Origin of the sequence: Arthrobacter ruber, from assembly GCF_002954225.1 — a bacterium.
Classification (GTDB): Bacteria; Actinomycetota; Actinomycetes; order Actinomycetales; family Micrococcaceae; genus Arthrobacter_D; species Arthrobacter_D ruber.
The window spans coordinates 351,254-362,564 of the sequence record NZ_PPTH01000018.1 but is presented as its reverse complement, the minus strand read 5'-3'; the positions used below and the strand labels follow the sequence as shown (position 1 = coordinate 362,564).

Here is an 11,311-nt window from a genome sequence, read left to right as displayed (position 1 = left end):
TCTCGCGCTCGAGAATGCAGAGTACTTGTACTTGATCGAATCCTAAGTACTGCCGAAGGCGCGCGATAACCCCATGGACCGGGTGTGTATCCCACCCGCAGGCCGCACGTGGGGTATCGCAACATCTGCTGGTGGCTTCGCGATTCGACAGCACCCGTTGAAGGATCCTGAGCCCGCGAAATACTGCAGAAACTCGGGGCATGCACTGTCTCGGAAAGCCGTCTCACCCCGAAGTGTCTTGTTCGTCGTATTACTAGTACCTCCTGAGCGATGAACCGGAGGATGCATGTCCTCACCAGACAAGCTGTCGCACGCCCACCCGGCAGGACGCGCGCCAGCCCCGAACTCCGCGATCGGACTTCCCGGCGTTCCATAGGACAATGGGATGTGACGAGAAGTGAGAAGTCGGATCCACGCCCGGACATCGTCGTGCGGAGGATTCAGGGCGATGGTGTCTGGGCACGGGTGAGTTCGGTTGGGGAGGTGGGCGACAGGCCGTTCATCCTCGTCTCGGGTATCGGGGTGTCCTCGCACTACTTCGAGCAACTCGCCCCGCACCTCATGCAGTTCGGGCCCGTACATGCTCTTGACCTGCCAGGATTCGGCGGCGTGCCGCACGCACGCCGCGCCATGTCGATCAGTCAGTTCGCGGAGCTCGTCGGCAAGGCCATCGACGATCTCGGGCTTGAGGATCCCGTGATCGTCGGGCATTCGATGGGCACGCAGATCTGCACCGATCTCGTTGCGGCGCGCCCCGAGCTCACCACTCTCGTCCTGATCAGTCCTGTCATCGACGCATCGGCCCGCACCGTCCCCGTGCAGGCCCTTCGTTTCCTGCTGGCGAGTTTCCATGAGCCCTTCCGGGTGAAGCTCCTCGCCGTGGTCGCCTACCTGACGTGCGGGTTCGGCTGGTTCTTCAAGATCCTGCCGCGGATGATGTCCTATCCGATCGAGCGGACGGCCGCTCGCGTGCGCGCGTCGACGCTCGTCATCCGCGGCGAGCACGACGCGGTATGTCCACGCCCGTGGGTCACACAGTTGAGCAGTGTATTCCCCCACGCGGTCGACGTCGTCGAGATCGAGGGCGCAGCCCACTCGGTGATGCACGCCCATGCTCGCGAGGTCGCCGGGCTCTGCGTCCGGCATGTGAACGGTGCGCGTGCAAGGCACGACGACGTCGGAGCGGAGGGTTGTGACGATGCGAGCATCGCCGTCGTTCCGGAAGCGCCGAAGCAAGAGATCTCGCTCGGTGCGGTAGGCGCTGCGAAGGCCTTCGTCGACGAAGTGGAGGGCGCCGTCATCGAGTTCAAGGGCAACAGGATCGACGACGATCGCCTGGTGGAGCTCGGACGCGAGCAGCAGGCCGAGGCGCGGGCTAGGGGCCGCGAATAGTCCAACGGATACCCGCGCTCCGCCCTGGCACCAAGGACTGACCAAATCAATATCGGAGTTCTGGTGCTGCTGAAACGAACGTATTCGGTATAAATTCCACCGAGTGCTGGTAGCAGCCCGCAGAGTGAATGATCCGGTAATCAGGTAAGAGGAATGCGAAATACTTCAGGGGTGTGAAACCGCATTTCAGGAGCGGGCTCGCCGACGTCGCGTGTCGATATGGAAACGCAGGGTCCGGCCTGATCGATTCGAGTTCAGAAGCGGCACGCCATCAATGAACGAGCGCTTTTGCCACGGTGTATCCGACTGAGTTCATGGGGTCGTGTCGCGCTCGGTCGTACCGGCGCGTTGTGCGTGGATCTGCGTGGCCCATGCTGTCCTGAAGATCATGCAGAGTAGTCCCTGCGTTCAGGGCGATGCTTGCGAAGGCACGTCTCAAGTTATGGGGGCTGATCCGGCCTTCGATGCGCGCGAGGCGGGCCAGCCGCTGCACAGTCCGGAATGCCTCCGAAGGTGCCCAGCGCCTGCCTGTGGCCGTGGTGAAAAGTGGCGGACCCGAGTCTGCCGCCGCCACCAGCTCTCGCCCGGTGGTCCCGAGGTAGGCAGTCAGAGCGTCAACGGCGGGAGGCGGAACGGCGACCTTGGCCTGGGTGCCGCTCCTGCGCTGAAGGATCAGCGCCCGGTGCCCGGCGTCGTGCCCGTAGTCCGAAGTGTTGGCGCTGAGCGCTTCACCGAGACGTATCCCGGTGAACAGGAGCAAGCTCACCAGCGCGTGGGACCGAGGGCCGTCCGCTCGTGCTGCGTCCAGCAGGGCGCGCGCCTGGTCCTCCGTCAGGCCCTGTGTAGCGGTGGAATCGGCAGTCACCGTGGGCCGCCGGACGAAGTCCACAGGATTGGTGGTTGTGATACCCGCAGACACGGCGTAGCGGTAGAAGCTTGAAACCGCGGCCAGTTTCTGTGCTGCGGTGGCGGGTGCGCCGGTGAGTGTGTGCCGGTAATCGTCCACGTGCACCCCCTCCACGCCGAGCAAGTCCAACCCGTGATCGTCGAGCCACAGACAGAACTGTTCGATGCCTCGGGTGTACGCGCGGAGCGTATGCGGCGACCTGGCAAGCGATGACTTCCATGCCCCAAGCGTTCGGGCATGCCACAGTCCATTGGCATATTCCGTTACCTGCGTTCTGAGGGTCATGGTCACACGATAACCGACATTATCGTGTGGATGGTGAGGAGGTGACGCCGTTGAGGACATCGGACGATCACCACTGGAGGACGTCTTCTCGAACTGCACTGGGGCGACCACAGGTCAGGACGCTCGATGGAGGGCCTCGCCCATCAGGATGTACAAGCGGCGATCGGTCAGCCCGGAGCGATGCGCGGAGTGGTTCCCGTAACCGTCAGGGAGCGGAGGACAGCCTGCCCGTCGGCCGTCCGATGACCCAGTAGCTCATGGAGTCGTCGGAACACGGGGCCTGCACCATCCCGATCCTGGCCGTTACCCGCTTCGACTGATCCTTGTGCGGATCGATGGTCGCGGAGATCGAGGAGAGAGTGGAGACGTCGAAGACATGAGCCAGCATCGCCCTCCCGACCTCGGTGGCGTATCCCTTGCCCCAGGACCTCCTGTGGAGGACATAGATCAGTTCGTCGAAGTCCTGATCCGGAGGCCTGACCACGCCGCAGTATCCGACGAACGCGCCGGTCTCCCGTTCCATGACGGCCGAGGTGCCGTATCCGCGCGTCGCGTATTTCTCCTGGCAGATGCGGATCCAGCGGGCGACGTCCGCTCTGTCCAGTGTCGTCCCGTCACCGACGAACCGCATCACCGCGGGATCCGCGCAGAGTGCCGCGAAGTCATCCAGATCATCGTCGACGAAGTGGCGAATCCGTAACCGACCCGTTTCGAACATCACGGTCGGACAGGGGTCCGGCGCGTCGGGCCCATCCTGCCGGGCGTCGTCGCCTGTCCGCGTCAGCGCTTGCCCGCTGCCACGTCCTTGACGGACTGCGGGGTGTCGCGGCCGAGCTGCTGGTCGAGGGCTACCCTGAGCCGTGCCTTCGCCGCTGTCACCCGGGGGGTGTCGGCGGGTCGCCGAGTGGCCGCCTGTCCGGCCGGCGCTTTCCGCGCTCGTGCTGTGTCGGTCATGGCCCCTCCTCCGATCGCTGGTCCTCGTCTCATTCTCCGGCACCGCCGTCGGGCAGTCCAGCGCTGGGATCCTCCGGATTGGCCACGGGGTTGCTCACCCAGATGGCATCGAGAATGAGCCGGTCCTCCTCGGTCGCCAGCTCGCTGTAGGAGAGCTGCAGCAAGGCCTCCACGCCCGCCTCCTGGCGTACGGGGTCCAGGGACGTGGCCGCGTCGATGGCCCACTGGGTGCGTCGCCACCACTCGGCGCGGTCGTCCGCGCGTCTCTTCTGCTCGAGGGAAGCCCGATCCGCCGTCGCCCGCTGGTTCAGCGTTGCGAAGGCCGATACCGTGGCCAGGACCGCCGCGAGCAGGATGGCGAAGGGCCCCAGCGCGCCCACGATCTCCCACCACTGGGGATCCGACGCCGCTACCTCCACGAGGATCGGCTCGACGGGACGGGTCGCGGTCGGGACGGACATGGCGTCAGCCTAACCGCGGCCACTCCCATCATCCGCCGTGCCGCTCAATCGCCCTTGACGTTGATGATCTGGCGGAGCGTGTGGCGGATCTCCACGAGGTCACGCGCGTCCTGCATGACGACGTCGATGTCCTTGTAGGCCGCCGGGATCTCATCGAGGAAGGCGGGAGTGTCCCTGAACTCGATACCGCGCATCGCCGCCCGGAGCTGGTCCTGGGTGAACGTCCTGCGGGCCTTGGTGCGGGAGTACTCGCGGCCGGCTCCATGCGGTGCGGAGTTCATCGACTCCCTGTTGCCCCTGCCGGTGACCACGTAGGAGCGGGTACCCATCGAGCCGGGGATGAGGCCGGGGCGGCCGGGGTCCGCGGCGATGGCGCCCTTGCGCGAGAGCCAGACGTCCTTGCCGTAGTGCGTCTCGCGCTGGGTGTAGTTGTGGTGGCAGTTGATGCGCTCACGCTCGTGGACCGGTCCGGCCACCCAGTCCGTGAACTGCCGGACCACGCGGTCCATCATCTCCTCGCGGTTGAGCAGCGCGAACTTCTGGGCCCACAGGAGTTCGCTGATGTAGCGGTCGAACTCGGGCGTGCCCTCCTCGAGGTAGGCGAGGTCCTTGTGCGGGAGGCGGATGGATCGCTTCGCGCAGTAGTCCTGCGCCATCATGATGTGGTGCTGGGCGATCCGGTTCCCGATGCCCCTCGACCCCGAGTGGAGGAACAGCCAGACGGTGTCCTCCTCGTCGAGGGACACCTCGATGAAGTGGTTGCCCGAGCCCAGAGTGCCGAGCTGCAGCCTCCACTGCTTCACGTAGCCGGCCGGGTCGAACCCGGCGGACAGGGCGTCCTGCTCGAGAGCGTCGATGCGGGGCCCCGCCGATGCGCTCACCCGCTTGTTGTTGTTGCCGGCCGAGAGAGGGACTGCCCGTTCGATGGCCTCCCGTAGGGTCCGGCGGTCGAGGCGTGCCACATCCTGCGCCGTGTGGCCGGTGCGGACGGCGACCATCCCGCAGCCGATGTCCACGCCGACCGCGGCGGGGATGATCGCGCCGAGGGTCGGCAGGACCGACCCCACGGCGCAACCGAGGCCGAGGTGGGCGTCGGGCATCGAGGCGAGGTGCGGCTGCACGAACGGCATGGAGCTCGTCATCCTGTTCTGCGCCAGCGTCACGTCGTCGATCACGCTGGCGAAGTTCACGTAGTTCTCGGTGATCCACTGCATGCGTCCGAGGCTACCGAGACGACCGGTGGGAGCGCATGCGGTGCCCCGTCCCGCCCGGGTCCTTGCTCGTCAGCGCAGGCGCACGGCCTGGAGCACGGCGTCACTGATCGTCACGTCGCGCCCGTCCGGCGTACGTTCCACCCGTGGGCGCGATTCGCGCACCCGGATGTCCCAGGAGTCGTCGAGCAGGTCCGCGATCTGCTGGGGCGTGTAGAAGAGGTCGGCCTGGTGCGGCCGTCCCACCCCGGAGTGGAGGTCCGACGGGTCGTGGGCGACGATCAGCAGGGTGCCACCGATACCCACGAGGCCGGCCAGGGAGCCGAAGATCCGGGAGCGGTGTGGCTCGGGTAGGTGCAGGAACTGGATGGAGACGAGGTCCTGGCCGCCGCGGAGGTCCTGACCGGCCAGGAGGTCCACCTGCCGCCACTCCACGCGGTCCGCAACCGGTTCCCCGAGTTCGGTGGCATGCGCGCGGCCGCGGGAGAGGGCCACCTCGGAGACGTCGACCGCCAGGACGGTCCATCCCTGCGACGCGAGCCAGACGGCGTCCGCACCTTCACCGCAGCCGACGTCGAGCGCCCTGCCCGGCGGCAGGTCCTCGACCGCGGGGACGAGCTGCCGGTTCGGCCGACCGCTCCAGATCTTCGCGCGCTGCCGGTAACGGTCGTCCCAGTATTCCTGCGTGTACTCAACCAGCACGGCGCACCTCGTCCTCCTGATCCGCGGTGGCAGGCGCGTCCGTGCGTCCACCCAGGCCATCATCGATCCCGTACCGGCGTACGCCAAGCACTCGTTGCGAGACGTCGGCCTCTCCCGACGCCGAGAACGGGCCATGGTGGCCCTCGACGGCCCATGCGGTCTCCTCCGCGACGAGGTCCGCATTGATCGCTGCGGCCGCCATGGTGCCTTCCGCCGCGGCGACGATCACCTGTGCGGCGAGGTTCGAGACGTTGCCTGCGACGTAGACGCCCGGTATCGCGGTGGTGCCCATGGGGCCGGCCTCGAGGAACCGGCCCATCCCCGACGGATGATCCTGCAGTGCGAGTCCCAGCGGTTCGAGCAGGGAGGCACGGGCCTCCATGCGGGTCCCGACGGCGAGAGCGTGCAGCTCGAAGACGGTGCCGCCCTGCAACGTCACGCCCGTGAGGACGCCGTCGGTCGCGTCGACGGCGGCCACGACGCCGTCGACCACGCGGATGGATCGCGCGGCCAGCCGGTCCCACTCCTCCTCGGTGGGCGTCACCGCGTCGTTGAGGAAGAGCGTGATGTCGTCGGACCACTGACAGAACAGGAGGGTCTGGTGCACGGAGAGGGGGCCCGTGCCCAGCACGCCGATGCGGCGTCCGCGGATCTCGTAGCCGTGGCAGTACGGGCAGTGCACGACGCCGGCGCCCCACTGTTCACGCAGGCCGGGGACGGCGGGCAGGCCGTCGGACAGGCCGGAGGCGACGAGCAGCCGTCGGCCGCCCACGATCCGCCCATCGGCCAGTTCCACCTCGAAGCCGGCGCTGCCGCGCTGCACGGCGAGGGCCTCGCCGTCGACGATCGCGGCCCCGTAGGACTCCGCCTCGGCCCGGCCGGCGTCGAGCAGTGCCTGCGGGCTCATGCCCTCGCGCGTCAGGAAGCCGTGCACCCCCTGGGCGGCAGCGTTGCGTGGTCGGCCGCCGTCGACGACGAGCACGGTGCGCAGTGCGCGGCCCAAGGTGACGGCGGCGCTCAGGCCGGCGGCTCCACCGCCGACGACGACGACGTCGTAGCGGTCCTGCACGGGTCGGCTGGAAAATGTCATGTTCTGGTCCCTTCTCTTCTGCTGATGGATCCAGCATCGAGAGGATTCCGAGCGATGGCAAACTTTCTTGCTGGTATGGCAAACTAGGTGCATGACTTCGAATCTGGACGCCGTCCTGGATGCCGTCGGCCCCCGACTCCGGGCCCTCCGTGCCCAGCGCAACCTGACACTCGGGGAGGTGTCCGCGGCATCGGGCGTATCGGTCAGCACGCTCTCCCGGCTGGAATCGGGACAGCGGCGCCCCAATCTCGAGCTCCTGCTGCCCATCGCCCAGTTGTACGGCGTCCCGCTCGATGATCTCGTCGGCGCACCGCCCACCGGTGATCCCCGTGTCCATCTGCGCCCCATCACGCACCACGGGATGACGGCCATCCCCCTGACCCGGCGCCCCGGCGGGCTGCAGGCATACAAGATGGTGCTCGCGGGGGACGCGCGCGGCACGGAGCCCGAACTGCAGGTGCACGAGGGCTACGAATGGCTCTACATCCTGGATGGCTCCCTGCGGCTCGTGCTCGCCGACAACGACTTCGTGCTCGGCCCCGGCGAGGCAGCCGAGTTCGACACCCGCACCCCTCACTGGTTCGCCAGTGCGGACGGGAAGCCGGTCGAGCTCATCAGCCTCTTCGGTCAGCAGGGCGAGAGGATGCATGTACGGGCACGGCCGAAGCGGTTGTGAGGGCGGCCGTGACGGGCCACCGTAGTGGACCACTCCGGCGGGCCCGAACGGCATTAGTCAGCTTGCTTATCGTTTGGCTGGTTCCTAGGCTGGAAGCGGTACGACACGCACGCTCTACGCAAGGGAGAACAGCATGTCCGAACACGACATCTCAGGCAAGAAGGTCGCATTCCTGCTCACGGACGGAGTCGAGCAGATAGAGCTCACGAGTCCCTGGAACGCGGTGAAGGAGGCCGGTGGGGTCCCCACGCTCGTCTCGCCCAAGACCGGGACGCTGCAGGGCTTCGACGGTATCGATAAGGGCGAGACGTTCGAGGTGGACCTCGCGGTCGCCGACGCGAACGCCGACGACTACGACGCCCTCGTCCTGCCGGGCGGGGTGGTGAACGCCGACTTCATCCGGGTCGACAAGGATGCCCAGGCCTTCACCCGGGCCTTCTTCGAGCAGCACAAGCCCGTGGCCTCCATCTGCCACGGACCCTGGCTGCTCATCGAGGCCGGGGTGGTCAGCGGCCGTGACCTGACCTCGTACCACACGCTCGCCACCGATCTGAAGAACGCCGGAGCCAACTGGAGCGACGAGGAGGTCGTCGTCGACCAGGGTCTCGTCACGAGTCGCCACCCGGGCGACCTCGAGGCCTTCAACGACAAGCTGCTCGAGGAGATCGCCGAAGGCCCGCACGAGGGCCAGACGGCCTAGGCGCAGCGGCGGGGCTGCGGTCCGGGCTGTCTCATCGCATCCCGGGTCGCGACCGCGTAGCCAACCACCCTGCCGGTACGGCACGATCAGGACATGACCGACCTCCCGTTCCCCGTCCAGCCGATGCTCGCGAAGGCGGTCGACGCCGTACCCGAACCCGATAGCACCCCTGGCGGTCTGCTGTACGAACCGAAGTGGGACGGATTCCGGGCGATCGTGAAGATCGAGGACGGCACCTGCGAGATCGGCAGCCGCGGCTCCAAGATGCTGACCCGGTACTTCCCCGAACTCGTCGAGGCCCTGCTGGAGAACCTGCCGGCACGCTGCGTCGTGGACGGGGAGATCGTGGTGCGCCGGGGCGAACCCGGCGCGGAACGCCTGGACTGGGAGGCGCTGTCCCAGCGCATCCATCCGGCCGAGAGCCGGGTACGCCTCCTGGCCGGCCAGACGCCGTCGTCGTTCGTGGCCTTCGACCTGCTCGCCACCGGTGACGACGACCTGACGGGCCTCCCCTTCAGCGAGCGGCGCAGGGCGCTCGCCGTGCTCGGGAAGTCCTTCTCGGCGCCGGTGCACCTGTCGCAGGTCACGCCCGATGTCGCGCTGGCGCGCCGCTGGCTCGTCGAGTTCGAGGGCGCCGGCCTCGACGGCGTGGTCGCGAAACCGCTGGCGGCGCCGTACGAGCCGAACAAGCGGCGCATGCTCAAGGTCAAGCACCACCGCAGCGCCGACACCGTGGTGCTCGGGTACCGCGTGCACAAGTCCGGCAGGGGTGTCGGGTCGCTGCTGCTCGGCCTGTACGACGACGACGGCGAGCTGCGCAACGTCGGCGGCATCTCGGCGTTCCCGGACGCGCGGCGCCTGGAGCTCGTCGAGGAACTCGATGCCGATGTGATGAGGAACGACGACGGCGAACCCGAGCTCGGCGAGACCGACCGCAGCCGTTTCGCCTCCGCGAGGGACGTGTCCTACATCCGTCTGTATCCCCGCCGGGTGGTCGAGGTGCGGTACGACCAGATGGAGGGCAGCCGGTTCCGGCACACCGTCCAGTTCGACCGGTGGCGGCCTGACCGGGAGGCCCGCTCGTGCACCTTCGAGCAGCTGGAGATCCCGGCGGCCTACGACCTCAGCGAAGTGCTCGCCTGAGGTCGGGTGCCCGGACCGATAGTGGGGGTGGCCGCGCCTAGGCTTGCACCGTGACCTCCACCTACCTCTGCAGCGGTGTGACCTGGCACGGCACCGAGCCTGTCCTGGTCCTCCGCGAGGTGCCTTCGGAGCCTGCCGGCGATGCACCCGATGGGGAGCTCGGCCTGCGCGACGTCTCCCTCGCATCGGGCTCCCGGCTCGGGTTCGAGGTGGTCGCCACCGGGCGCTACTGCCTGGGCTTCCATCGCGTCCACGGGCGGGACGACCGCACCTGGGTGCCATGCGTGGACCAGGCACCGGCTGCACGGAGCCACCAGTGCGGACGGTGCTTCGCCCAGGACGACGTCCGCTTCATGCACGACATCCACCGGTCCGGTATCGCCCCCGCAGGGCTGAAGCGCTACCTCGACCAGCCCCACTGGTTGTATGTCGCGACCTTCGCGGACGGTTCAACGAAGGTCGGTACCGCCTCGGACCCCAGGAAGCGCGGGCGGCTCGTGGAGCAGGGCGCGGTGGTGGCACAGTTCGTCGCGCATGCCGACGACGGGCGGGTGGTACGCATCCTCGAGGACGAGGTCACCCGGAGCGTGGGTCTCCCGCAGGCCGTGCGCTCAGCGACGAAGGCCGCCTCCCTGTGTGCGCCCCTGCCGCTGGCGCAGCTCGAGCGGATCAACGACGGCTTCGCCCTGGCGAGCAGGGGACTGCTGCAGGGCGGCGTGGACGTCGAGGGCTTCGAAGTGGTGCACGAGGAGTTCGAGCCGCCGTCGTCCTGGTCCGCGGTGCTGCGCTACGGCGGCCTGCAGCCCTACCCGGAACCGCTGGAGCGGGGGCAGCACGGGTTCGTTCTCCGTGAGGTCCTCGGCTCCTCGGCGATCGTCGCGATCGACGGCACGGATCTCCTCTTCGTCGCCGATCTCGCCCAGCTCAAGGGCAGGCGTCTGCAGTTCGGCGACTTCAGCACGCGTGTCCCCGCCGTCCAGGAGGCGCTGTTCTGAGCAGCTTCCCTCGCCGCGGCAGTAGAATCGGACAATGCTGAATACGCCCTGGGAGACCGGCTCGGACCTGTACCGCAAGCTGGTGGTCTCCGCACTGGTGACCACGGCGATCGGCATCCTCGTCGCGGTCGTCGGGGCCGCCACCGACCAGGGCGCACTCGTGTTCACCGGCATCCCGGTCATCGTGGTCGGGATGGTGTGCCACCTGGCGGGCATGGTGGTCCGCTCGCGTGACGTCCGGCGCCGCATCAAGGACCAGCGCTGACCCCCTGCCGGCCCTCGGCGTGCCCCGCCGCCCCATCCGACTGTCCCAGTACCCCTACGCCGCTTCCCACGGAGGATCCATGACCATCGACCCAGACCTGCAGGGCCGCAGCTACGCCGCGGGAGAGCCCTATGCCGTGGGTCGCGAGGCCATCCGGGACTTCGCCCGGGCCGTCAAGGCGACCCATCCCGCGCACTACGACGTCGAAGCCGCGGCAGCGCTCGGCCACGCCGACCTGGTGGCGCCGCCCACCTTCGCCATCATCATCGCCCAGCGCGCCGACGCGCAGCTCATCAATGATCCGAGCGCCGGCATCGACTTCACGCGGGTGGTCCATGCGGACCAGCGATTCATCCATCATCGCCCGATCATCGCGGGCGACCAGCTCGTCGCCGAACTGCACGTGGACCAGGTGCGGGCCATGGGCGGGGGAGCGATGATCACGACGCGCGCCGAGATCTCCACCATCGACGGCGAGCGCGCCGCCACGACCACCTCGTCCATCCTCGTTCGCGGAGAGGAGCAGTAGC

General features: G+C 67.9%; 14 protein-coding genes. 7 read left to right on the top strand and 7 right to left on the bottom strand.

Translation table 11 applies throughout. The features are described from left to right. Window positions 1-465: 465 nt before the first annotated feature. Window positions 466-1,392 (top strand): alpha/beta fold hydrolase, encoded by a 927-nt coding sequence (locus tag CI785_RS15545; protein WP_240615234.1) that lies wholly within the window; start codon window positions 466-468, stop codon window positions 1,390-1,392. Between the two features lie 271 nt (window positions 1,393-1,663). Here the strand turns inward: CI785_RS15545 and CI785_RS15540 are convergent, their stop codons facing one another. From CI785_RS15540 to CI785_RS15515, 7 genes are all read right to left on the bottom strand, one after another. Then, window positions 1,664-2,584, bottom strand: a complete 921-nt coding sequence (locus tag CI785_RS15540; protein WP_170068249.1) for a tyrosine-type recombinase/integrase — start codon at window positions 2,582-2,584, stop codon at window positions 1,664-1,666. Window positions 2,585-2,789: 205 nt separating this feature from the next. Continuing rightward, complete coding sequence (locus CI785_RS15535) at window positions 2,790-3,302, bottom strand: GNAT family N-acetyltransferase (RefSeq protein WP_105032975.1); 513 nt, start codon at window positions 3,300-3,302, stop codon at window positions 2,790-2,792. Window positions 3,303-3,364: 62 nt separating this feature from the next. Continuing rightward, window positions 3,365-3,538: a hypothetical protein gene (locus CI785_RS17310; RefSeq protein ID WP_170068248.1), complete on the bottom strand. Its 174-nt coding sequence runs from the start codon at window positions 3,536-3,538 to the stop codon at window positions 3,365-3,367. 29 nt (window positions 3,539-3,567) lie between these two features. After that, window positions 3,568-3,999, bottom strand: a complete 432-nt coding sequence (locus tag CI785_RS15530; RefSeq protein WP_105032974.1) for a hypothetical protein — start codon at window positions 3,997-3,999, stop codon at window positions 3,568-3,570. 44 nt (window positions 4,000-4,043) lie between these two features. Continuing rightward, the gene (locus CI785_RS15525) at window positions 4,044-5,213 is read right to left on the bottom strand and encodes an RtcB family protein (RefSeq protein ID WP_105032973.1); all 1,170 of its coding nucleotides are present in this window, start codon (window positions 5,211-5,213) and stop codon (window positions 4,044-4,046) included. 69 nt (window positions 5,214-5,282) lie between these two features. Beyond that, window positions 5,283-5,912 carry a class I SAM-dependent methyltransferase gene (locus tag CI785_RS15520; protein WP_240615233.1) on the bottom strand — a complete coding sequence of 210 codons (630 nt, stop codon included), beginning with the start codon at window positions 5,910-5,912 and terminating at the stop codon, window positions 5,283-5,285. Further along, entirely contained in the window at window positions 5,902-7,002 is a 1,101-nt protein-coding gene (locus CI785_RS15515) for an NAD(P)/FAD-dependent oxidoreductase (protein WP_105032972.1), read from the bottom strand. Before CI785_RS15515 ends, CI785_RS15520 begins: the two co-directional genes overlap by 11 nt. A 91-nt stretch (window positions 7,003-7,093) precedes the next feature. Here CI785_RS15515 and CI785_RS15510 point away from each other — a divergent pair, with 91 nt between their 5' ends. The 6 genes from CI785_RS15510 to CI785_RS15485 all read left to right on the top strand — a co-directional run bounded on the left by CI785_RS15510 (window position 7,094) and on the right by CI785_RS15485 (window position 11,310). Continuing rightward, window positions 7,094-7,678: a helix-turn-helix domain-containing protein gene (locus tag CI785_RS15510; protein WP_105032971.1), complete on the top strand. Its 585-nt coding sequence runs from the start codon at window positions 7,094-7,096 to the stop codon at window positions 7,676-7,678. Window positions 7,679-7,811: 133 nt separating this feature from the next. Further along, window positions 7,812-8,378 (top strand): type 1 glutamine amidotransferase domain-containing protein, encoded by a 567-nt coding sequence (locus tag CI785_RS15505; RefSeq protein ID WP_105032970.1) that lies wholly within the window; start codon window positions 7,812-7,814, stop codon window positions 8,376-8,378. Between the two features lie 93 nt (window positions 8,379-8,471). Continuing rightward, the gene (locus CI785_RS15500) at window positions 8,472-9,521 is read left to right on the top strand and encodes an ATP-dependent DNA ligase (protein ID WP_105032969.1); all 1,050 of its coding nucleotides are present in this window, start codon (window positions 8,472-8,474) and stop codon (window positions 9,519-9,521) included. Between the two features lie 50 nt (window positions 9,522-9,571). Further along, entirely contained in the window at window positions 9,572-10,516 is a 945-nt protein-coding gene (locus CI785_RS15495; RefSeq protein ID WP_105032968.1) for a DUF2797 domain-containing protein, read from the top strand. Between the two features lie 34 nt (window positions 10,517-10,550). After that, window positions 10,551-10,781, top strand: coding sequence for a hypothetical protein (locus CI785_RS15490; protein ID WP_105032967.1), 231 nt, complete (start codon window positions 10,551-10,553; stop codon window positions 10,779-10,781). A gap of 79 nt (window positions 10,782-10,860) precedes the next feature. Then, entirely contained in the window at window positions 10,861-11,310 is a 450-nt protein-coding gene (locus CI785_RS15485) for an FAS1-like dehydratase domain-containing protein (RefSeq protein ID WP_105032966.1), read from the top strand. Window position 11,311: the final 1 nt, after the last annotated feature.

Coding starts and splice junctions, on each gene's coding strand:
- CI785_RS15500 (WP_105032969.1), top strand. CDS start 8,472: ATGACCGACCTCCCGTTCCCCGTCCAGCCGATGCTCGCGAAGGCGGTC.
- CI785_RS17310 (WP_170068248.1), bottom strand. CDS start 3,538: ATGACCGACACAGCACGAGCGCGGAAAGCGCCGGCCGGACAGGCGGCC.
- CI785_RS15530 (WP_105032974.1), bottom strand. CDS start 3,999: ATGTCCGTCCCGACCGCGACCCGTCCCGTCGAGCCGATCCTCGTGGAG.
- CI785_RS15485 (WP_105032966.1), top strand. CDS start 10,861: ATGACCATCGACCCAGACCTGCAGGGCCGCAGCTACGCCGCGGGAGAG.
- CI785_RS15510 (WP_105032971.1), top strand. CDS start 7,094: ATGACTTCGAATCTGGACGCCGTCCTGGATGCCGTCGGCCCCCGACTC.
- CI785_RS15540 (WP_170068249.1), bottom strand. CDS start 2,584: ATGACCCTCAGAACGCAGGTAACGGAATATGCCAATGGACTGTGGCAT.
- CI785_RS15505 (WP_105032970.1), top strand. CDS start 7,812: ATGTCCGAACACGACATCTCAGGCAAGAAGGTCGCATTCCTGCTCACG.
- CI785_RS15515 (WP_105032972.1), bottom strand. CDS start 7,002: ATGACATTTTCCAGCCGACCCGTGCAGGACCGCTACGACGTCGTCGTC.
- CI785_RS15535 (WP_105032975.1), bottom strand. CDS start 3,302: ATGTTCGAAACGGGTCGGTTACGGATTCGCCACTTCGTCGACGATGAT.
- CI785_RS15490 (WP_105032967.1), top strand. CDS start 10,551: ATGCTGAATACGCCCTGGGAGACCGGCTCGGACCTGTACCGCAAGCTG.
- CI785_RS15525 (WP_105032973.1), bottom strand. CDS start 5,213: ATGCAGTGGATCACCGAGAACTACGTGAACTTCGCCAGCGTGATCGAC.